Annotated in this window: 19 protein-coding genes; 4 read left to right on the top strand and 15 right to left on the bottom strand. The window is 64.7% G+C overall.

The annotated features are described in order from the left end of the window. Nucleotides 1–182: 182 nt before the first annotated feature. The 8 genes from WDM24_RS13965 to WDM24_RS13930 all read right to left on the bottom strand — a co-directional run bounded on the left by WDM24_RS13965 (nt 183) and on the right by WDM24_RS13930 (nt 11,462). On the bottom strand, nt 183–1,772 hold the full coding sequence (locus tag WDM24_RS13965; protein WP_166293825.1) for a Do family serine endopeptidase: 1,590 nt from the start codon (nt 1,770–1,772) through the stop codon (nt 183–185). A gap of 172 nt (nt 1,773–1,944) precedes the next feature. Then, nucleotides 1,945–2,451, bottom strand: coding sequence for a cytochrome c-type biogenesis protein (locus tag WDM24_RS13960; RefSeq protein ID WP_338831642.1), 507 nt, complete (start codon nt 2,449–2,451; stop codon nt 1,945–1,947). Next, nucleotides 2,451–4,436 carry a heme lyase CcmF/NrfE family subunit gene (locus tag WDM24_RS13955; protein WP_338831641.1) on the bottom strand — a complete coding sequence of 662 codons (1,986 nt, stop codon included), beginning with the start codon at nt 4,434–4,436 and terminating at the stop codon, nt 2,451–2,453. The genes WDM24_RS13960 and WDM24_RS13955 overlap by 1 nt, the downstream gene beginning before the upstream one ends. Next, on the bottom strand, nt 4,433–4,930 hold the full coding sequence (gene ccmE, locus WDM24_RS13950) for a cytochrome c maturation protein CcmE (RefSeq protein WP_338831639.1): 498 nt from the start codon (nt 4,928–4,930) through the stop codon (nt 4,433–4,435). The genes WDM24_RS13955 and ccmE overlap by 4 nt, the downstream gene beginning before the upstream one ends. A 59-nt stretch (nt 4,931–4,989) precedes the next feature. Further along, entirely contained in the window at nt 4,990–6,096 is a 1,107-nt protein-coding gene (gene ccmI, locus WDM24_RS13945; protein ID WP_338831637.1) for a c-type cytochrome biogenesis protein CcmI, read from the bottom strand. 1,292 nt (nt 6,097–7,388) lie between these two features. Beyond that, the gene (locus WDM24_RS13940) at nt 7,389–8,786 is read right to left on the bottom strand and encodes a hypothetical protein (protein WP_338831636.1); all 1,398 of its coding nucleotides are present in this window, start codon (nt 8,784–8,786) and stop codon (nt 7,389–7,391) included. Between the two features lie 310 nt (nt 8,787–9,096). Then, entirely contained in the window at nt 9,097–10,473 is a 1,377-nt protein-coding gene (locus WDM24_RS13935; protein WP_338831635.1) for a sensor histidine kinase, read from the bottom strand. 326 nt (nt 10,474–10,799) lie between these two features. Further along, the gene (locus tag WDM24_RS13930; protein ID WP_029082355.1) at nt 10,800–11,462 is read right to left on the bottom strand and encodes a response regulator transcription factor; all 663 of its coding nucleotides are present in this window, start codon (nt 11,460–11,462) and stop codon (nt 10,800–10,802) included. Between the two features lie 378 nt (nt 11,463–11,840). On the opposite strand from WDM24_RS13930, the gene WDM24_RS13925 reads away from it, so the two are divergent. Continuing rightward, the gene (locus WDM24_RS13925; protein ID WP_063618959.1) at nt 11,841–12,230 is read left to right on the top strand and encodes a hypothetical protein; all 390 of its coding nucleotides are present in this window, start codon (nt 11,841–11,843) and stop codon (nt 12,228–12,230) included. A gap of 57 nt (nt 12,231–12,287) precedes the next feature. Here WDM24_RS13925 and WDM24_RS13920 read toward each other — a convergent pair whose 3' ends face one another. Further along, a complete protein-coding gene (locus WDM24_RS13920; RefSeq protein ID WP_338831634.1) occupies nt 12,288–12,521 on the bottom strand; it encodes a hypothetical protein in 234 nt (77 codons plus the stop codon). Beyond that, complete coding sequence (locus WDM24_RS13915; protein ID WP_338831633.1) at nt 12,518–13,675, bottom strand: hypothetical protein; 1,158 nt, start codon at nt 13,673–13,675, stop codon at nt 12,518–12,520. Before WDM24_RS13915 ends, WDM24_RS13920 begins: the two co-directional genes overlap by 4 nt. Before the next feature lie 87 nt (nt 13,676–13,762). On the opposite strand from WDM24_RS13915, the gene WDM24_RS13910 reads away from it, so the two are divergent. Both WDM24_RS13910 and WDM24_RS13905 read left to right on the top strand, forming a co-directional pair. Beyond that, nucleotides 13,763–15,370, top strand: a complete 1,608-nt coding sequence (locus tag WDM24_RS13910; protein ID WP_338831631.1) for a hypothetical protein — start codon at nt 13,763–13,765, stop codon at nt 15,368–15,370. A 3-nt stretch (nt 15,371–15,373) separates the two neighbouring features. Continuing rightward, nucleotides 15,374–16,396 (top strand): UbiA family prenyltransferase, encoded by a 1,023-nt coding sequence (locus WDM24_RS13905; RefSeq protein WP_338832386.1) that lies wholly within the window; start codon nt 15,374–15,376, stop codon nt 16,394–16,396. 18 nt (nt 16,397–16,414) lie between these two features. On the opposite strand, the gene galE is transcribed toward WDM24_RS13905, so the two are convergent. From galE to WDM24_RS13880, 5 genes are all read right to left on the bottom strand, one after another. Then, on the bottom strand, nt 16,415–17,410 hold the full coding sequence (gene galE, locus WDM24_RS13900; protein WP_338831630.1) for a UDP-glucose 4-epimerase GalE: 996 nt from the start codon (nt 17,408–17,410) through the stop codon (nt 16,415–16,417). Between the two features lie 139 nt (nt 17,411–17,549). Beyond that, a complete protein-coding gene (locus WDM24_RS13895) occupies nt 17,550–17,810 on the bottom strand; it encodes a hypothetical protein (RefSeq protein ID WP_338831629.1) in 261 nt (86 codons plus the stop codon). 166 nt (nt 17,811–17,976) lie between these two features. Beyond that, the gene (locus WDM24_RS13890; RefSeq protein ID WP_338698693.1) at nt 17,977–18,606 is read right to left on the bottom strand and encodes a transglutaminase-like cysteine peptidase; all 630 of its coding nucleotides are present in this window, start codon (nt 18,604–18,606) and stop codon (nt 17,977–17,979) included. A 331-nt stretch (nt 18,607–18,937) separates the two neighbouring features. Continuing rightward, a complete protein-coding gene (locus WDM24_RS13885) occupies nt 18,938–19,600 on the bottom strand; it encodes a ParA family protein (protein ID WP_029082364.1) in 663 nt (220 codons plus the stop codon). A 45-nt stretch (nt 19,601–19,645) separates the two neighbouring features. Next, nucleotides 19,646–20,851 (bottom strand): glycosyltransferase, encoded by a 1,206-nt coding sequence (locus WDM24_RS13880; RefSeq protein WP_166306493.1) that lies wholly within the window; start codon nt 20,849–20,851, stop codon nt 19,646–19,648. Nucleotides 20,852–21,049: 198 nt separating this feature from the next. Here WDM24_RS13880 and WDM24_RS13875 point away from each other — a divergent pair, with 198 nt between their 5' ends. Further along, complete coding sequence (locus WDM24_RS13875) at nt 21,050–21,988, top strand: hypothetical protein (protein WP_338831628.1); 939 nt, start codon at nt 21,050–21,052, stop codon at nt 21,986–21,988. Nucleotides 21,989–21,998 lie beyond the last annotated feature (10 nt).

The raw sequence follows: 21,998 nt of genomic DNA, 5'->3' as shown, positions 1-21,998 counted from the left end.
CTCGAATTGTTAGAGAAAAGTGGGCGGTGAAGCTGGGGGACCTCACCGCCCTGAGACCTTCCGACAGAGGGGGGCATATTCCATCGAAAGGCAACATAGGGAGCGAGCAAGGGGCCCGCCCCCCGGAAAGCGCCGTCGGCGGGGGCGACTGATGCCGGCGACACCTTCCAACTCATAGATAGTTATCCCTTGGCCAAAGGCACTGCCACAAAGCGCGACGAACCGCCGCTCTTCACGCGCATGAGAACGCTGTTCTTGTTGTCGCTGCGCGCCGCGGTGATCGCATCACGCACCTCACCGGCAGTGCCGACCGACTTGCCGGCGACCTCGAGGATCACGTCGCCTTCCTTGAAGCCCCGCTCGGCGGCGGCACTCTTGGGATCGACTTCGGTCACGACCACGCCTTCCTTGCCGGCACCGGCCACGCTGTTGGCGGGCGCCACGGTGAGGCCCAGCTTCGGCACGTCGGTGCCGCGGGACGAGTTGCCCTTGTCGCTGTTGTCGGTGTCAGCCTTGGCTTCCAGGGTGTTCGGCAACTGGCCGAGCGTGAGGTTGATGGTCTTGTCCTGGCCCTTGTGCAGCACGTTCAGCTTCACGGCATTGCCGGGCGCGAGGCCGCCGATGGTGCGGGCGAGCTCGCGCGCATCCTTCACCGGCTCGCCATTGACGGCGGTGATGACGTCACCGGACTCGATGCCGGCCTTGGCCGCGGGGCCGTTGGCCTGCGGTTCGGCAACCAGCGCGCCTTCGGCCTTCTTCATGCCGAGGCTGTCGGCGATGTCGGAGGTCACCGGCTGGATCTGGACGCCGATCCAGCCGCGGCTGACCGAGCCCTTGTCCTTCAGCTGGGCAACGACGCTCTTCACGGTCGCGGCCGGGATCGAGAACGCGATGCCGACGCTGCCGCCGGACGGCGAATAGATCGCCGTGTTGACGCCCATCACCTCACCGGACACGTCGAACGCCGGGCCACCCGAATTGCCCTTGTTCACGGGCGCATCGATCTGGATGAAATCGTCATACGGGCCGTTGCCGATGTCGCGGCCGGAGGCGGAGACGATGCCCGCGGTCACGGTGCCGCCGAGACCGAAGGGATTGCCGACCGCCAGCACCCAATCGCCGATGCGCGGCTTGCTATCGGAGAGCTTGGCAAACTGGAAGTTCGAGCCGCCCTCGACCTTGATCAGCGCGAGGTCGGTGCGCGGATCGGTGCCGATCACTTTGGCGGAATAGGTCTTGCCGTCGTCGGTGGTGACTTCGACCTTATCGGCGCCGTCGACGACGTGATTGTTGGTCACGGCAAAGCCGTCAGCCGAGATGAAGAAGCCGGAGCCCTGGCCGGTCACGGCCCGGCCGCCGCCGCGCGGTCCACCGCGCAGGCCCGGGGGCAAGCCATCCGGACCGCCGAAGCGGCGGAAGAAGCGCTCCATCGGCGAACCCGGCTGGAACGGCGAGTCGTCATTGTTGCTGCTGTCGTCCTTGGCGACCTTCTCGTTGATGTTGACCTTGACCGAGATCACCGACGGCTTGACGCGCTCGACGATGTCGGCAAACCCAACCGGCTGCTGGACCTTGCGGACCTCGTTGTTGACCTGGGCGTGCGCAGGCGTCGTGAACAGGTCGGCAGGATTATGCGAGGGGCTGAGGCCATAGGTGGCGGCACCGAGGCCGGCCACGACCGACGCCATCAGCGCGAGTTTGCGAGCAGAAAACAGCGAGCGCTTCGGCGCCTTGTAGGACGGGAGGGTCGAGAGGTCGGGACGTTCGGTCATTGGCTGAAATCTCCAGGGCCAGAATCATTGGTGCGGGGGCAAGCACCTGATGCGTCTGAACATGGGGTCATCAGCCTTACAGCGCGCTGGCTGCGGAATTAAACTTTTGTAATTGAGCGGGCCGATGCTGCGGCAGAATAGCGCAGGCAAATAAAGGGCTTAAAAGGGGGAACTAAACCGGTCTGTCCGGCCCGGATTCAGCCGCCAAGAGCCGTTCCAGGCGGGCCTGCTCGTCGGAGGTCAATCCGGGGGCGGAATCGCCCTCGCCCGCGGCCGAATTTGCCTTGCGCCGGCCGAGCCGCCAGAGCGCAAAACCACCCAGCAGAAGCGCCAGCGGCGGGGTCAGCCACAGCAGCAGCGTATGCTCATTGAGGCGCGGCTTCAGCAGCACGAATTCGCCGTAACGGGCGACCAGGAAATCGATCACCTGGCGGTCGCTGTCGCCGGCCGCGATGCGTTCGCGGACCAGGAGGCGGAGGTCGCGCGCCAGCGGCGCCTCCGAATCGTCGATCGACTGGTTCTGGCAAACCATGCAGCGCAGTTCCCTGGAGAGCTCGCGCGCCCGCGCCTCTTTGGCCGGATCCGCCATGATCTCGTCGGGCAGCACGGCCCGGGCGGGCATCGCACCGAACATCAGGATCGCCGCAAGCACGGCGGCTGCTAGGCTGCGCGGCCGCATCACTCGGCCGCCTGCAATGCGCGCGCCGCCTTGGTGGCCGGTTTCGGCGCACCGACCCGCAAGCGGCGGTCGGACAGCGACAGCATGCCGCCGAACGCCATCAGCACCGGCCCCCACCAGATCATCAGCACCAGCGGCTTGTGATAGATGCGCACCGCGATCGCACCGTCGGCCGAGGTGTCGCCGAGCGAGATGTAGAGCTGGCTGGCGCCGCGGGTCAGCAGCGCGGCCTCCGTGGTCGAGGCGCCGCGGGTCGTGAAGTTGCGCTTCGACGGGGTCATCATGCTGACCTTGTCGCCGTCACGGGTCACGGTGAATTGCGCGACCATCTCGCGGTAGTTCGGCCCCTGCCGTGCGTTCACGCCGTCGAGCCGCAACTCGTAGCCGGCGACCCGGGCGACGTCGTCCGGCTTCATCGCGCCGATATATTCGCTGTTCCAGGTGGTCTCGCAGACGATCCCGATCAGCGCGACGCCGAGACCGGCATGGGCGAAGGCGGTGCCCCAGGTCGCACGCGGCAGGCCGCGCGCGCGCCGCAGCGAGAGCGACAGCGGAATCCGGAACAGCGCGACGCGTTCGGCGAGATCGCACAGCGCGCCTGATATCACGAACACGGCAAGCCCGATCGCAAGCGGCGCCAGCGTCGCACCGCCATAGGTCCACGCCCAGACCAGCGCAATCGCAACCAGCGCAGCGATGCCGGCGACCATCAGCCGCTGCGCCGCGCCAAGCAGGTCGCCGCGCTTCCAGGCCAGCAGCGGCCCGAACGGCACCGCGAGCAGCAGCGGTACGAACAGCGGCGCGAAGGTGAAATTGAAGAACGGCGCGCCGACCGAGATCTTCTCGCCGGTCAAAACCTCGAGCGCCAGCGGATACAGCGTGCCGATGAACACGGTGGCGCAGGCGGTGGTGAGCAGCAGATTGTTGAGCACCAGCGCGCCCTCGCGCGAGATCGGCGCGAACAGCCCGCCCTGCTTCAGCGCCGGCGCGCGCCAGGCATAGAGTGACAGGCTGCCGCCGATGAAGACGAACAGGATCAAGAGGATGAACACGCCGCGCGTCGGATCGGTGGCGAAGGCGTGAACCGAGGTCAATACGCCGGAGCGCACCAGGAAGGTGCCGAGCAGCGACAGCGAGAAAGTCAGGATCGAGAGCAGCACGGTCCAGACCTTCAGCGCGTTGCGTTTCTCCATCACCAGCGCCGAATGCAATAGCGCAGTGCCGGCAAGCCACGGCATCAGCGAGGCGTTCTCGACCGGATCCCAGAACCACCAGCCGCCCCAGCCGAGCTCGTAATAGGCCCAGTAAGAGCCCATCGCGATGCCGAGCGTCAGGAATATCCACGCCATCAGCGTCCACGGCCGCACCCAACGCGCCCAGGCGGCGTCGATCCGCCCCTCCAGCAGCGCCGCCACCGCGAACGAGAACGAGATCGAGAAACCCACATAGCCGAGATAGAGCATCGGCGGATGCACTGCGAGGCCGATGTCCTGCAGCACCGGATTGAGGTCGCGCCCCTCGAGCGGCGGATTGGCGATGCGCAGGAACGGGTTCGAGGTGATCAGGATGAACAGATAGAACGCGCTGGCGACCCAGGCCTGCACCGCCAGCACATGCGCCCGCAGCGACAGCGGCAGATTGTTGCCGAAGGCTGCGACGAGGCCGCCGAACAGCGCCAGGATCGACACCCACAGCAGCATCGATCCTTCATGGTTTCCCCACACGCCGGTGATCTTGTAGAGCAGCGGCTTCAGCGAATGCGAATTCTCGTAGACATTGACGACCGAGAAATCCGAGCTGACGTGCAACGTCACCAGCGCTGCGAACGATGCCGCGACGAACAGCAATTGGGCGAGCGCGGTCGAGCGCGCCACGTTCATCAGCGCCGCATCGCGCCAGCGCGCGCCGACGATCGGCACGATCGACTGGATCAGCGCCAGCCCGAGCGCGAGCACCAGGGCGTAATGTCCGCTTTCGGCGATCACCGCATCGCTCCCTGGGTCGGCGCCGCGGAGGCGCTCGGCATGCTGTTCGGCTTGGCCCCGTAATCGTCCTTCCAGTGGCCCTGCTTCTTCAGCGCGTCGGCGACGTCCTTCGGCATGTAGGTCTCGTCATGCTTGGCGAGCACGGTGTCGGCGCGGAACACGCCGTTGTCATCGAGCGCGCCTTCGGCAACCACGCCCTGCCCTTCGCGGAACAGATCCGGCAGGATGCCCTTGTAGGCGACCGGCAGCGTGGCGCCGCCGTCGGCAACGGTGAAGGTCACGGCGAGATTGTCGCCGCGCTTGAGCGAGCCCTGCTCGACCAGGCCGCCGAGGCGGAAACGCTTGCCCGGCCCGAGATGCTTCTCGGCGACCATCGACGGCGTCGAGAAGAACACGATGGAATCGCGCAGCGCGTTCAGCACCAGGCCTGCGGCGATCGCCAGCACGACGAGCGCGCAGCCGATCAATGTCAAACGCCGTTGCTTCCTGGTCATGGTTTTTCCTTGCGCATGACGTTCTCCGAAAACCGCTGTGCACTTTTCGGCGTCATGATTTATCCATCCAACCCGAGATTCTTCAGCCCCTCATTGAGCTGACGCAACCGATCGGCATCGTTGGCCACCGCCTGACGGGCATCCGCAAGCGCACTCATCGCCTTGTCGCGCTCCCCCATCACGAGATAGGCGCGGACCAGCCGCAGCCAGCCCTCGACATCGTCGCCATTGGTCTTCAGCCGCGTTGCCAGCCGATCGACCATACCCTGGATCATGGTGCCGCGATCGGCCTCGCTCATATCCTTGGCCGCGGCCATTGCGCCGTCGGGCAAGGCGGGTGCGCTGACGCCGCCGACCCGGACCAGCGCGGCCTGCACCAGCGGCCGCCACGGCGCATCCTGTGGCGCCTTCGCCAGCATCTTCTGCCAGAGCGCGGCGGCATCGGCCTTGCGGCCGTCCTGCTCGGCGGCGAGACCGAGGAAGTAGTTGGCCTTGGCATCGTCGCCATTCAGCGCGACGGCGCGCTCGAACTCCGCCTTGGCTTCCGCGGTGACGACGCCGCCGGCGGTCCCGATCATTGCCTCGCCGAGATCGGCGCGGCGATCGGCGCTGTCGCCGGCGTAGGTAATGGCATTGCGATAGGCGCGGACGGCGTCATCGTAGCGACCGAGGCGCGACAGCACCGGCGCCAACACCGTCCAGCCGCGGCCGTCGGTCGGGTTCTTCTCCAGATGGGCCTCGACCTGCGCGACCAGATTGGCGAGCGGCTGGTTGGCATCGGCGACCCGGCTGCGCTCGGCGAGCGGGAAGTCGCCAAGCCGCGGCGAACCGAGCGCGAGATAGAAGCCGGAGGCAATGACCGGCAACCCGACCAGCGCCACGATCGCAGCCGCCCGCCGCAGCGTGAGACTGCCTTGCACCGGGATTTCGCGTCCACTCTGGTCGGCGGCGGCCAGCAGCCGGCGGCTGATCTCGATCCGCGCGGCATCGGCCTCGGCGGCACCGATGATGCCTGCGGCCATGTCGCGGTCGATTTCGGCGAGTTGGTCGCGGTAGACCACGACCTCGCTACCGCCGGTATCCGTCCGCCCGCGCCGGCTGAGCGGCCACAGCACGGCAAAGATCGCCGCGACCGTCATCAGCGCGAACACAAACCACAGCGTCATCAGGCGGTTCCCGGATGGAACGGCGGCTTCCGGCAAGCCGCCTTAGAATCGCTTTACACTACCGGCGGCGAGCCCGGCAATTGACAATTGCTGGATCGGCGGACGGTGGGAACAGGCGGCTTCCGGTGGCCGTTCCGGCGGTATTGCAAGAGCGTTTCCGGGCGAAGCCAGCACCGGTTCGGAGCCGATGCTCCAATACCCGTCGCGAAGGTGCGCGCGACCAAAATATCGAAAACAACCCCATGCAAAGTAGCCGGCGGCCGCCGACACCCGAATGACGACTTGACATGTCGGGCAAATCAGCACCACACTTCTATTATTCCGAAATTGTGCAAACACTTGTCGTCCCGCCGTGGCGGGCTCGTCGGTTTGCCGTCGAAAATGCTTGCGAACTGCGGTGCATTTAATTGTTTGACCTATAAGATTGTCCGGCAGTGCTTCCCCTCAGGGCGCGACTTTGCAATTAAATGCACTGTCACCGTAATCCTCGTCGGTTTACCGTCGAAACGCTCACGAACTACGGTGCATTTAATTGTTTGACCTATAAGATTGTCCGGCAGTACTTCCCGTCAGGGCGTGACCTAAAATTGAATGCACTGTCACCGTAATCCCACGTTGACGCTCCGTTGGTAGAGGACAGTGACGTACCGAACCTGCAGGTTGAGCAGAAAAACCAGGAGACGTACCATAGGTAGGCAAAGTGACGCGCCCTTTAAGTTTCTTGTCAGGCCAATCACGACAGTGAACGCTGGCAGCAAGAATCTTTCGTGGGCATTTGAAGATGAGATATTCGCTTCTTTTGAGGGAGTTCCATTCTCCTCTCCAATATCCGGCGTACTGGTTCTTCCAAAGATAATGGATGGTTCGATCGTTGCGCCTCCACCTGACCACTATCTCAGCTACAAGATAGCCGACAACTCCGTATCAGTTGGTGACAGTATAGATTTCTCGTTGTGGGAACGTTCGTCTGAGTTGGAGCGGCTTGGTTTGCTGGCGGATAACGTCCGATCTTCACTGGACAAGATCGAGAGACGCTACTTGGCGGACGTAGATCGCGCGAAGTTGCATCAGAGTATAAGCGAAGCGCAGGCTCGATTGGCTTCCCGGCTTCAGAAGCGCGACGGGGAGTGAGTTTGGCCGAACTGTCAGCGGTCAGATTCGAGCCAATCGATGTAGCGCTGAACCAGCTGGCGGCCATGCCAGTCAATCTTCAAATTGGCCGCGGTAGTTGCGGTGACAGTGCCGGCACCGCAATTCCTCGTTCTTTTTCGCCTGTTATTCCTGCCGTCTCCCTACCCCGCGCGGGACGATTTGCGCTCGCCGGTGACGGCGTTTTCGGCCGCCCTGTTCATCAGGGAGGCGTAGTCGTGGCCGAACAGCACCTCGCAGAAGCGGATCGCGGCCTTGACCTGCTGTTGACGGAACGCCCGGACCCGGGCGTCGCCGCCGCGCAGCGACTGCACCAGCCCCTCGGTCGATTGCTCGACATAATGCTGCAGGTCGGAGAAGGTCCGCAGCGTCACCTCGTTGATGGCGAGCTCGCTGGCATAGGTGCGGCAGACCGCGACGAAATCGATCAGGGCGGCGGCGTCCTCGACCTCGGACATGTCGATCTTGGCGCCGGCGGCAATATCCTTGTCGGCGCGCTGGCGCAGGATGCGGCGGACCCGGCCCGGCACGCTGTCGATCTCCGATTGCAGCGCGTTGGAGGTATCGGCGCGCACCGAGGTGAGCTGGCGGCCCCAGGTGGAATCGTTGCGCAGATCGAGCTCGGTGCGCAGGCCGCGGACGCCGTCATGCAGGGTCTTGAGCTGCTCACCGACATAATCGAAATGCCCGCGCCTGATGTCGGTGCGCAGACAGGCCGCGACAAATGACAGGTCGTGCAGCGCGATGGTGACGGCGACGCCGTAGGGCGTTGCCGCAACCCGCAATTCGTCGTCGGAGGCCGCCATCTTGATGGCGAGGCGGATGATCTGCCATGGCGCAGCGAGCCGCTGCGCAATCAATGACAACGCGAAGGGCAACAGCTGCGGCGTCTGCAGCGACGGCAGCTTGAGCGCCTCGGTGGCGGAGGCGATCTGGGAATCGGCGAACACCCGGATCTGGCTCGGCAGCCGGCTTCCCAGGGTCTCCAGCGCTTCGCGGGCCTGCAGGACCAGGCCGATCGGCAGCAAATCCTCGACCACGCTGGTCGGACCGACGCGCAACAACGCACGCTGGCGATCGTCGCCCTGAGCCGGCGCCGCAATCTTGAGAATGGCTTCCGCGGCAGCCAGCTGGAACCTGCGCGCGGCGATCTCCATCGGACCGCTCTCCGTGGCCGCGGCGAGCGCCGCTTCGAATTCGCGGGCCGCCTCCGGCGCGCCCTCACGGGCCAGCCACTGCCAGATCGGCAGCAGTGAGGCGCGCCGCAGCTGGCCCGCTCGCGTCGGGAAATTGGTCTCGGCAAGGAACGGTTCGAGCGGCCGGAACAGCAGCCGCGCCGGATCGTCGCTGCGCGGCTCGATCTGCTCGTCCTCCTCGGCTCCGCGCACGATCTTGCGCAGCTGCTCCAGGACCAGATTGGCAACAGTGACGTCGTCACCGCGTTCGACGGCGCGCTCCAGCTCGCGCATCAGCAGTGCCTGCGATTGCGGCGGAAGCTGTGCGAGATAATCCCTCAGCCGCTCGGTCGATTTCTGGCTCATGCGCCCGGTCGTGAAAGCTTGGTGCCCGGCACAACCGCCGCAGCCCGTCCGCCCGCGATGATAGAGGTGGGCGCGTTAAGAAGCCGTTTAGGAATAATGACGGTTCCGTGCCGGGGGGCTCGGCCGGGTTGATCACGGACTCTGCTCACCTCTCCCCGACGGGGAGAGGTCGATTTGCGCAGCAAATCGGGTGAGGGGCCGCGGATCTAACGAGAGACCGTAATCCCTCACCCGGCGCTACGCGCCGACCTCTCCCAAGGGAGAGGTGAGACTTCGCTGCCTCTCCAGCTCAACCCAATCCCACCACGGCTTAGACCGCCGGCAGCACGAGCTCGGCCCGCAAGCCGCCGACCGGCGCGTTATTCAGGGTGAGATTGCCGCCATAGAGGCCGGCGAGGTCGGTCACGATTGACAGGCCAAGCCCCGAACCGGGCTTTGATTCATCGAGCCGCTGGCCGCGCCGCGCCACCTGGGCGCGCTCGTCCTCGGACAGGCCGCGTCCATCGTCATCGACCACGATGCGCAGCTTCGGCCCGGCGCCCTGCGCCTCCGGCGGCACGACTGTGACCTCGATGAACACCTGCGAGGCCGCCCATTTGCAGGCGTTGTCGACGAGATTGCCGACCATCTCCTCGAGGTCCTGCCGCTCGCCGCGAAACCGTGCCGCCGGATCGGCCTTCGCCTCGATGGCGAGGTCGCGGTCGCGATGAATCTTCTCCATGGTCCGACGCAGCGCCTCGATCGCGGGTGCGACGTCGGTGATGGTGCTGACGATGGTGGCCCGGGCGGCGATCCGCGCACGCTCGAGGTGGTGCGCGACCTGGTCCCGCATCACGTCGGCCTGCTCCAGCACCTTGCTGGCAAAGGGATCGGCGGCATGCGCGGCCGCCTCGTTCACGATCACCGATAGCGGCGTCTTGATCGCATGGGCGAGGTTGCCGACATGGGTCCGAGACCGCTCGACGATCTCCCGGTTGGCATCGATCAGCGCATTGGTCTCGCGCGCGAGCGGCGCGATCTCGACCGGAAACCGGCCTTCCAGCCGCTCGGCGCGGCCGGAGCGGATATCGGCGATCGAATCCGAAATGCGCTTGAGCGGTGCGAGGCCATAGCGCACCTGGAAGATCGTGGTCAGCAGCAGCACGATGCCGAGGGCAGCAAAGGTGCCGAACAGATAATAGTCGAAGCTGCGCGTCTCATCGAAGATCTCGGTGGCGTCGCCGGCGACGCTGACCAGGAACTTGCCGTCGGCGCCGAGATCGACGGGACGCTCCACCACGCGCAGGCTCTGGCCTTCGGGTCCGTCGACATAGCCGAGGCGGACGCCCGCTGCGGTCAGCTCGGCGCCGTGCTCCTCGAGCTTCGGCAGCTTCTTGTCCCACAGCGAGCGCGAGGCGCGGGTCTCGCCCTTTTCGGTGTCGGTGCGGGTGATCTGCCAGTACCAACCCGACAACGGCAGGTCGAACAGCGGCTCGCCGAGCGACTGGAACTGGCGGTCCGCCGGCTCGTCCGGCGTCGCCACCTCAGCGATCAGGGTGCGCAGATAGAGATTGAGCCGCCGGTCGAAGGCGCGCTCGGTCGCGTCGCGATAGACCGACGACAGGATGACGCCGGTGATCGCCAGGATCACCACCACCCAGGCAGTCGCCGAGACGAACAGGCGGGTGGCAAGCGAGCTGCCGCCCATCAGGGCACGGGCCCGAACATCGTGTCAGCGGCAACAGATTCAGCGGCAAAAGACATTGGCGAATCCAGTCCTCCCGAATCGGATCATGCCGATGCCCGCATGGCGATCAAGCGCCTTAAGAGCATGATCCGATTGAACAGGATATGCTCTTATCCCTTTGGTTGGTCGCGTTTTCTTCACGCGAGCGAACCGGTATCCATCCCGCATCAAGTGCGGGACAGGCTTCGCTCGAAAACGCGCTAGAGCGCGATCAGATCAGATCGTGATCGCGCCTTAGCTTCTTGTTTAAGCATGATAAACCGCTTCACACTTTTCCGAATCATGCCTTAGATCGGCGGCGACAGCATGTAGCCGAGGCCGCGCACGGTCTGGATGATATCGACTTCCAGCTTCTTGCGGATGCGGCCGACGAACACCTCGATGGTGTTGGAGTCGCGGTCGAAGTCCTGGTCGTAGAGATGCTCGACCAGCTCGGTGCGCGAGACCACTCGCCCGGTGTGGTGCATCAGATAGTCGAGCAGATTGTACTCGTGCGACGTCAGCTTGATCGGGTTGCCGTTGACGGTGACCCGCTTGGTGCGGGTATTGAGCGCCACCGGCCCGCAGACCAGCTCGACCTGGGCATGCCCGGTCGCCCGGCGCAGCAGGGCGCGAATCCGCGCCAGCACCTCCTCGAGATGGAAAGGCTTGGCGACGTAATCGTCGGCGCCGGCATCGAAGCCCTGAACCTTGTCGCTCCAGCGGTCGCGTGCGGTCAGAATCAGCACCGGCATCACCCGCTTGTTCCGCCGCCAAGCCTCAAGCACCGAGATACCGTCCATCTTCGGCAGGCCGATATCCAGCACGACCGCGTCATAGGGCTCGCTGTCGCCGAGGAAATGCCCCTCCTCGCCGTCGAAAGCGCGATCGACCACATAGCCGGCATCCGTCAGCGCGGTGGTGAGCTGGCGGTTCAGATCCGGGTCATCCTCAACGACGAGCAGACGCACATTGGCCTCCGAGAGTGAGCATTGCGATATCCGGCATCAAATGAGGCTTCCCGCCGTGAACGGCCTATGAATGGAACAGCCAGACGAACCTAAATATTTCGTCAGGTGCACCATCCCCAGGACGCGCGCAAGCCTTACGGGTTCCATCAATAAGATGCGGACGAAGCGCGTTCGGGTTTCAATTGTATGTATTATAATACCCATGACTTGAACGTGTGGCCGGCCGTCCCTTCGTCGCCGAACCACTGCCGTCAGCGCTGTGACCATTTGCACAGACAGCGGGCAGTTAACCTTCGGCGGCCATTTCCATGTCGCCGACCCCTGCGATGCGCTAATCCAGCGACGGTGCGGCAGGGGCACAGGGATCGGAAAAGATCATTGCTTGTTTCAAAGATCAGGACGTTCGCAGTGGTTGTCGGCTGGCTCGCGCTGGCCTTCATCGCATTCGTCACACTGTCCTCAATCCAGGACCGGCCCTCGTTTGCCCATCCGCAGGCCGAGCGTTTCGCGGCGTATGCGGTGATGGCACTGGCCTTCGTGCTGGGTTATCCGCGGCGCACCGCGCTGATCGTGCTCTTTGTCGTCTTCAGCGCCTTCACGCTCGAGGCGATGCAATTGCTGACGCCGGACCGGCACGGCCGGCTGCTTGATGCGGTCGTCAAGGTGGCGGGAGGTCTCGCCGGCATCGGCGCCGGTCGTCTGGTGCTGCTTGTGCTGCGCAGCCAGTTCGGCAGGTTGAGATCGCGCGCGGAACATCCCGCGAGCTGAGCCGCCGGTGCGCTGCCCCTTCGCCGCGCTTGCGGCTGCGCGGGGCTTCATTCCGGCTCAATCGGTTTTCGGGACTTCCGCCGACTTGCTGCCGCCCTGCGCCACGCATTGCTGAAAGAAGTGCAGCCGGTCGCCATTCATCGGCGCGGCGCCCGGCCGCTTGTACGGGTAGACCATGTAGGCTGCGCGCAAGCACCGTTTCGCCGTCTCGGCATCGGGTGCTGCGACGGCGGCACTCGACGCCATCAGCAGCGCCAGCACGGCACTGAACCGGAGCCAAGCGCCGCTCACGGTTTCTCACATTCCGAATAGAACACGCCGTTTGCGGCCGCCAGCCGCTGCAGGCAATGCCGCTTGTCGGTCACCGCGCCCTCGACGGTGAAATCGTAGGCCTGCGCCTTCAGGATCAGCGCGTAGCGTCCCGGCGACAGCGGCGCGTCGTCGCGCGGCTGGACCTCGAACATCTGCGGATCCTCGCTCAGCGGCGCGGCGCGGAACGGGATCGAGATGTTGCGGATCACCCAGCTGTCGTCACCCGGCGAGACCACCGGCTTGCCGGTCGCATCGAACGTGGTCTGCTGGGTCACGCGCGCGATCAGGCGCACATCGATCGGGTCGGAGGCGCCGCTACTGCCTTCGCGCCGGAACACGATGAAGCGAAGATGGCCGTCGGGCAATGCGGTCTCGCTTGGCCTGGTGATCGCAGCCGAAATCGCCACGCGCGGATCCGGCGCGCGCCCCTGGATCAATTGCAGTTCGTACAGCCTGCCACCGCTCTCAGCGTAAACGCCGTAAGCGGTCGGCAACGGCCGTTTCGGCGCCGGCGGCGCGGCGGCAACGGCCGGTGCAGGCACCGCCGCGATGACGGCCGGCTTTTGGGTTTCAACCGGCGCCGGCGTGGGCTCGCCCGCAATCATCGCGCGCGCAGCTCCCAAGGACACACCGCGTTGCTGCAGCAGGACAACGGCCGCGATCAGTCCAAAGAAGCCCAGCATGGCCACATAACGCAGCGGCGCCGACGACGACCATTTCGGACGGCGCAACAGCTCGACCGGCTCGGCGCGATCGAGCGTTGTGATGAATGCGTCCTCGGCATCAATCGAGGGAGGCCCCTCGATCCTCCGCGCAGCGCCCGCCGCCTCCAGAAATGCCGGAAGCGCCCGCGCCGGCGGCACCGGGAATTTCTCGACCGGATGGTTCCGGGTGTGCGCTTCGACGCCTTCGATCGCCGCTTCCAGCGCCTGCAGCAGGCGGTGCTTTTCGTTCGGATCCTCATGCGCGAGCTGCTGCAGCTTCTGCCGCGCGAGCTCGTAGACCGCGCTGCGCAACTGCTGCGGATCTGAACTCACGGAGTCGATGGTTCGCGCCAGCACCAGCGCGAACTCCACCTCGGGGTGCGCAGGGCTGATGTCCCTGACCGTCCTCTGGGCCGGCGTCGACGTCATAAATGTTAGTCTGGTTTGATCATAACGTTAATGTATTCTAGGTGGCTTTTATCGTTAACACAAATGACGCAGCTCGCGGATGACGCCGTGCTCCAACCCTATCGTACCGAACCGCAGCGTGGTTCATTGATCCGTCCCTGGCAGATCCTGGACGACTGGTTGTTCGCGCCGAAGCGGGACCGCCGATCCTGGCGCGACATCCTGCTGCTTGCGGGGTGGATGGCGCTGGTGGGCTTCCAGATCGCCCGTCACGTGATGTGGCGCGATGAAGTCCGCGCGCTCACCATTGCGCTGGACGGCGACGATCTGATCGCCATGCTGAGAGGGCTGCACGGCGAAGGCCACCCTGCCCTTTGGTACCTGCTGCTGCGCGGTGCGCATGCCGTGTTCGGCCGCGTCGAGGTGCTGTCAGGCGTCGCCTTCGTGGCCGGGCTCGTCACGGTCGCGCTGCTGATCTTCCGGTCGCCGTTCCCGCGGCCGCTGGTCCTGCTCCTGATCACCGGCCATGCGCTGCTGTTCGAATATGTCGTGATGGCGAGGAATTACGGCATCTCGGCCCTGTTCCTGTTTGCGATCGCGGCCTGCTATCCGGCCCACCGCGACCGTGGCGTCCTGCTCGGCGCACTCTTGTTCCTGCTCGCCAACACCAATGTCGTCGGCGCGATCATGGCCGGCGCGTTCCTGCTGTTCTGGCTGCTCGACCTGCTCGAGGCCCATGGTCGGCGCTGGTCGCCGCAACTGACCAATTTCGCGATCAATGCCATCATCGCGACGATCGGCGTCGTGATCTGCGCGGTGACGATGCTGCCGACCTATAATGACGCGGCGGCCCGCGACTGGTCGCACTCGTCACCGCTGACGGCTGCCATGCTGTCCCTGGTGAACCCCGGCGCGACGTCACTGGGGGCGCTGTTTGCCAATCTGCTGCCGGGGATCGTGGGATCGGTCCTGCTGTTTGCCGCAACGCTCGCCCTCCTGCCGCGACGTCCGGCTTTTCTTGCCGCCATCGCCGCGCTCCTGCTGACGTCGCTGTTCTTCGCCGTCGCTGCCAACGGCGCTTACCGCCACGCCGCGGTCTGGCTGTGCTTCCTGATCGCGCTCTACTGGATCAGCTGGCGCCAGGTTGCCGCGGCGTCGACCTCTCGAACTTGGCTCGACGGGCTCTTGCCCGCGATCGGACGCGTGTCGCTGCTGCTGGTGCTCGCGATCCAGAGCACCGCAGGCGTGAACGACCTGCGCAACGCGGCGACCGGCGTCGTCGCAAGCCGCAGCGCCGATCTCGGCCGCCTGATCGCCTCACGCGCGGATCTCGCCAACGCGGTCATCCTGAGCGAACCGGAATATCTGGTCGAGGCGCTGCCCTACTACGTCAAGAACCGGCTCTATCTCGCGCGCGACCACAAGTTCGGAAGCGTCGTGATCTTCTCGCGCAAGGGCAGGATGGACAGCGATCTCGGCGAGACCCTGCGCCTGGCGCGCGAGCTCCGCGACACAACCGGCGCGCCCGTCATCATCCTGCTGGCCTATCGGCTCGACGAGATCACGCCCGACCGGACCTACGACGAGGGCAAGGACTGGCGGACATTCCGCGCTTCGGCCGCGCAGATCCACGATTTCCGCGAAGCGACCACGATGATCCGCCGCTTCGGCCCCGCCAGGACCGACGAAAGCTTCGATGTCTACCTCCTCAACTAGGCGATCGCCGAGATCGAGGACAACTGGAAAGGATCGCGCGATGGCGCTGATGGACAGCAAGCTCGAAACCGGCAAGCCGCCTGCCGCGGGCATCCGGCAGTACCTCACCATCCTGCGGCTCGATCACAGCACCAAGCACATCTTCATCGTTCCCGGGATCATCCTCGCCTGCCTGCTGCGCGGCGTACGAGGCGATCATGTTGCCGCCTCAATCGTCCTTGGCCTTGTGGCCGCGGTCTGCATCGCGTCGGCCACTACGTCATCAACGAATGGTTCGACCGCGACTTCGACCGGCATCACCCGACCAAGTCGCAGCGCTCCGCGGTGCAGAGCGCGATGGACGGCAAGATCATCGGAATCGAATGGCTGGTGCTGGTCGCGCTTGGCCTGGTCTGCGCAGCTGCGAGCGGCCGGCTGATGCTGCTGGCAACCGGCATCTTCGCCCTGCAGGGCATCGTCTACAATGTCCCGCCGCTGCGCAGCAAGGACAAGGCCTATTTCGACGTCATCTCGGAGTCCGTCAACAATCCGCTGCGGCTGTTGATCGGCTGGGCCATGATCGACCCGACGTCGCTGCCGCCGGGCTCCGTGATCCTGTGCTACTGGTTCGGAGGCGCCTTCCTGATGGCCGCCAAGCGGCTGTCCGAATACCGCGAGATCGCCGCATCGCACGGCAGGGAGCTGCTGGCGCGTTACCGCGCGAGCTTTGCAGACTATAGCGAGGTGTCGCTGACCGCCTCCTGCCTCAGCTACTCGCTGTTCTCGGTGTTCTTCCTCTCGGTGTTCCTGGTGAAGTACCGCATCGAATACATTCTCGCGATGCCGCTGGTGGTGATGCTGTTCACCACCTATTTTTCGATGTCGACATCGCCGGGATCATCGGCGCAGAAGCCCGAGAAGCTCTATGGCGAGCGCGGCCTGATGCTGATCGTGCTGGCGCTGGTCGCCGTCTTCCTGGTGGCAAGCTTCGTCGATATGCCGTTCCTCGCCCGGCTGGCGGAGCAGCACTACATCACGCTGGATTGAGGTCTCGCGGCCGCGGGTTTATCGCCGGCGCGGATGAGCCTTCTGGTGCCACGCCCAGGCCGAGCGAATGATGTAGCCGAGATCGGACCGCTTCGCCTTGAAGCCGAGGCCGCTTTCAGACTTGGAGGGATCTGCCACCAGGATCGGCGGATCGCCGGCCCGACGCTCGCGCACCACGCTCGGAACGGCTTCATCGGTCTCGGCGCGGATCGCGTCGAGCACCTCGCGCACCGAATAGCCGGTGCCGGTGCCGAGATTGAACACGCCGCCGGCGCCGCCGTTCAACAGCAGCTCGAGCGCCGCGATATGGGCGGCAGCGAGGTCGTCGACATGGATGTAGTCGCGCACCGCGGTGCCGTCAGGCGTTTCATAGTCTTCGCCGAAGATCGCGAAATCAGGCACATGCCCGAGCAGCGCCATCAGCGCGCGCGGAATCAAATGCGTCTCGGGATCGCGGAGCTCGCCGATGGTGGCGGAGGCATCGGCGCCGCAGGCGTTGAAATAGCGCAGGCAGACCGATTTGAACTGATAGGCCGCGCGATAGTCGGCCAGCATCTGCTCGATCATGAATTTGGACCGGCCGTAGGGATTGACGGTCGGACCTGCGGCGCTCTCGGGAATCGGATCGCGTCCGGCGTTGCCGTAGACGGCACCGGTGCTGGAGAACACCAAGCAGTCGCAGCCCGCCTCGCGCATGCCGCGCAGCAGGCCGAGCGTCCCTGTCACATTGTTGGTATAGTACTTCTGCGGATCCGCGACGGACTCGCCGACGGCGCTGAACGCGGCGAAATGCATCACGGCGAGCGCATCGTGCTCGCGGATGGTGGCGGCGATCCTGTCGTGATCGGCAACGTCGCCGATCACCAGCGGTCCCCATCGCACGAAATTGCGGTGGCCGGTGGACAGGTTGTCGTAGACCACGGGGACAAATCCCGCCTCGGCAACAGCCTTGGCGCAGTGGGACCCAATGTATCCCGCGCCGCCCGTGATGAGTATCGAACCCCTGCTCGCCATTGAAAATGTCGTCCCTGCGCGGACCAATCCTGCATCTCAACAGACGCAGCGACTGCATGGGTACGACATTCCGTCTGACGCGGCAAAACGACGATGGGATTAGCGTTAAGACCGAACGGATTTACCGCCGACGTGACGGTTAACGCGACCCGAGCGGGACGTTGGTCCGTTGCCCGACCGGCGGCGCGTGTCGCGACGGCCTCCCATAGGGGTAAACCGGTGTTGCCGGCGGCACCGGCTGGGTGGCCTGCGGCCGCGATGTCGAAACGCCGCCGCCCGGTCCATCGATCGAATAGCGGGTTGCCGCGCCTTGCGTGGTCTGCCCGGTGCCCTGCGCAAGCACCGGAGCGCCGAAGGCTGCGACCAGCGCCGCAGTTGTGACAAGACAGGCCAGCTTCATGTCGATGCCTCGACGGGTTGGATCGACATCAACCGGTCACGCCGCCAATCGTTCCGGGAACGCGGCGGCAAGTCTCTGGCGATCTGCATCGTCCCTGATGTGAAACGTGGCGCGGCGAAATGTCTCGCCGCGCCACTTTTCGATCGATGGGGCAAACTTGAAAAGCTCAGGCGCCGAGCTGCGCGACGGCGGCCCAGTGATCAGGGTTCGCCGGGGTCTGCATCCTGACCCAGCGGTAATGCGCCTGCGACCAGTTGCGGATCTGCGCGTTCAAATTGTCGAGCACGATGTCGCCGCCCTTGGCGCGGACCACCAGCACCAGATGATGCTCGCCCCAGGAGGTCACCACCTCGCTCAGCAGCAGATTGCGCATCGGCCAGCCGCGCGCCAAGAGCTCATGGCGCTTGCTGACGGCGTAATCGTTGCAATCGCCGCGCGCCGGATTGATCAGCCATTCCTCGCCGGCAAGGCCGCGTTCATTGCGCTGCGGAGTGATCTGGCGATTGACCGAAGCATTGACCTCGATCAGGTCGGCAATGCGCTGCTTGGTCAAGCGCATCGCACCACCGCGGAACACCATGCGGGCGCGCGGCTTCTGCTTGCATTCATCGGAATAGCGCATGCAGAACATCGTGTAGGCCATCGGCGCCAGCGTCGGCTCGCTGAAGCGGATCTTCTCGATCACGCCGCGCAGCGGCAACGGAAAGCCGATCATGCCGGCCTGCGTGTCCCGTGCGCTTGTCCCAAGCGCAACGATGGCCAGAACCAGGGCCACCACTCTCTTGACGTTGTACATTCTTCACTCCCCACCGTGACGGGAAGCATGTACGGGAAATGTCTTGAGCCTAGCCTCAAGCGCGCGGCGGCATTTGCCTCAAATGCTCAGCTCTGCGCGAGCAATGCATTAACCAAGCAAGGGTTCCTCCCGATGGCGGGCATTTCGGCTTACCGATATGGCGCGCGCGCCGATCTGCGACTTCAACAAACCCGAACGATATGGGCTTTTGCGGCCTAATTCCGCGATTTCTGCCAAGACGGCCGCCGGATGAAGGCGCCGATAGCGCTGCAGAATTTTTTGTTCCCACGCCGGCATGGTTAGCCACGCGTGAAGCGGCCGGCGCGCTTTGTTAAATCGTCACGCGCTGTCGCGGCGCGATCCCGCTCCAGCTCATGACGAGATCGGCAAGCGTCTTGATCTCGATATCCGCGGGCGTACCGCCGGCGAAATCGGCAACCGATTGCCCCAACGCGAAGGCGCGAACATAGGCCGAGCGGCTTCCGATCGTCGGCCCGATCGCTTCCTCGAATGTATCGAGCTCCTCGATGAATTGCTGGCCTTCGAGGGTGCGGTGGTCGACGCGGTTCGGCACGATCATGGCGCGGAGCGCCGTTCGCCGCGAGGCGCGCACCTCCCGCACGATGTCGAGCGTCCTTGCGGTCGCCTCGATGTCGAGGCCGGAGGGCGTACATGGCATCAGCACGATATTGGCGACTGCGAGCACGGCACCCAGCGCCCGATCGTTCGGTGCGGAGTCCACGACGATGATCTGATGCGGAACCTGGCGCATCAGCGTGGCCCATTCGGCGACCGGCCTGGTTTCAGGATCGAGCTGGTAGACCGGAAACGACAGATTGCCGGGCTCGGCCCAGTGACACGCCGATGCCTGGGAGTCGGCGTCAACCAGTCCCACCGCGCGCGTACGCCGATCCAGTTCTGCGGCCAGCAAGACCGCAAGGGTCGTCTTTCCGACCCCGCCCTTGCGCTGGGCAACTGAGATCACAAGCGGCATCGCAAACTCCTGGCATTCTTCCCATGGGTGCGCGGGAGGACGCCGTCATCCAACGAGCGTCAGCATCCGGGGCAAGCAGACGCGCTTTGCGTCGTAATTGTCTCTCACAAAGCTCCTCGCCTTCATCCGCATCTTCTTGAAGGCCCTGGGCCGTGACAGCACCGAGATTACCTGATCCGACAGCGCATCAATATCAAAAAACGGCGCGAGGAGACCGTTGCCATCCGAGATGATGTCGCGCAGCGGGGCGGTGTCGGACGCCACCACCGCGCATCCGGCGCTCATGGCCTCCAGCAGCGACCATGACAGCACGAAGGGATAGGTCAGATAGACGTGCACCGAGGAAATCTGCAGCAGCTCGAGATACTGTTCCCGGGGAACCCGGCCGAGGAAATGCACGCGGCGCAGGTCGATGTCCGACCTGATCTCGTCCAGGAACGTCGACTTCCAGCTCGCTCCCTTGGGCGGATGCGCGCCATAGGATGTGCCGCTGCCGCCGACGATCACGACCTGCGCATTCGGCCGCGCGGCCATGATCCTGGGCAGCGATCGCATGAAGACGTGGAAGCCGCGCACCGGCTCCAGATTGCGCGAGACGTAGGTGATCACTTCGTCGTCTGCCGAGAGTGTCGCGCCGTTCGGAAGCTGATGCCTCGCGACGGGATTGGGCTTCACCTCGTCGGTGTCCACGCCCTCGTGGATGACCTCTATCTTGCTGCGAAACTCGGCGGGAAAGGTCGACCGCTGCCATGGCGTCGGTGAAACGCCCACGTCGCATTCGGTGAGCGCCAGCAGCGTGGTCGCATTTTTCAGGTGGAGCGCGACATTGCCATCAAGGCCGGTCATGGGAAATTCCGGATCGAAGCCGACGTCCCTGCCTTCGGCCCCATAGTAGAATTCGCAATACAGGATGATCCTCGCCCTCGGAAACATCGTGCGCAGCGGCAACGTCTCGCCCCATCCGGGATGGGCGAAGATCAGGTCCGGGACAAAGCCCTGCCCCGACAGCGATGACAGCGCATACAGAACCTCTTCCGCGCGCCGCGCTTCGGTATCGAAACGGCGGGCAAAGGGATGCACCGCGGCGGCGTCCGCCTTGGTGGTCGAGTATTTGATCAGCCGGATGTCGGGCGAAGTGACTGCAGTCGACGAACCGACCGCAACGATCCTGTTTCCGGGCTGATCCGCAAGCGCACGCGCGATGTGGCGATACTGGGCTGGAAAGTTATTGTGGACGAAGAGGACGTTCATCGGCGGGCGAGCGCGCCCCCCGGCCGCGCGATCTTCCATGGAGGTCAGGGTCGGCACCATGACCGGGCGTGTGTCATCGATCTGCACGGGTGAAACAATCTTACCAGATTAACATTAAGACCCCTTCTATCACATCAATTTTTGGGGCACACTGTGTGAGAGATATATCGACACATTCGGTTAGGTTCACAGGCGGCGATGAACGAACAGATCCAGCAGAAAACCGTTGACCTGGCACGAGGTCTCTTCCTGGTCCGGTACAATGGCGCAGATGATAAGACGTCACCTCCGGTGGTGCGCGTATATGCAGATCGCGCCAGTCTTAACAATTGTAATATCATTACCGGGCCGGACGTGGTCAATGGAACCCTGTTCGCGCCCGAGAGCGCGCTGGTCGTGTCGGTCGCCCGGCCAAGCCGGCTGATCGTCGAGGTCACGGCAGGACGTGCCGGCGGGTCGACCGCCGCCAATATCAAGATCGAGCCGCTGACCCAGGGACAGCAGGTTGGGCAGCCGGCCGGACAGCCGGTCGCGCAGCCGGTCAGCCAGCCGGTCGACACCTACGAGCCCGAGCCCAATGTCGGCGCCGGCGAGCTGGACGACCTCAAGCTGCTCGCACATGTTGCGGGTTTGGGCGACGTGACGGTCGGTGCCAACGCCTGGATTGCCGGACCGTCGGCTCCGGCCCGGATCGAGGGAATTTGCCTCGAATGGCCGAACATGCCGCACGATCTCAACCTGCAATATGCCGTCAAATTCGCCAGGCCGCAGCGGGGCGACAATCAGTTCGTTTCCATTGGAACCTTTGCCGGAACCCGGGGACGCGCGTTGGCCATCACCGGATTCTCGCTCGAAGCCACCGGCCTCGGCGTCGATCGCTACGCCATTTCGGCCGAGACCATCTTCTTGGGAGCTCCGGCGCTGCGGGTGTCCGGGAACCGGATCGTGGTGTCGGGCCCTTCAGGCCGGGAACCGCTGGTCGGCCTCAAGCTCAACCTCGAAGAGCGCCGCGTGCAGGCAGCACCGCTTGCGCCCCAGCAGCCGAGGCGCGTTGAGCCCGTCAATCAAATACCGCGCCTGGAGGGACGGGTGCGCGTGTTCCGGAGCCGGCAGAGCGCCGCAAAGACGGCTGGCTGACCATGCGGGC

It is taken from the genome of Bradyrhizobium sp. 27S5 (assembly GCF_037217225.1).
In the GTDB taxonomy this organism is placed as follows: domain Bacteria; phylum Pseudomonadota; class Alphaproteobacteria; order Rhizobiales; family Xanthobacteraceae; genus Bradyrhizobium; species Bradyrhizobium septentrionale.
This window is presented reverse-complemented; position numbering and strand designations above follow the sequence as displayed.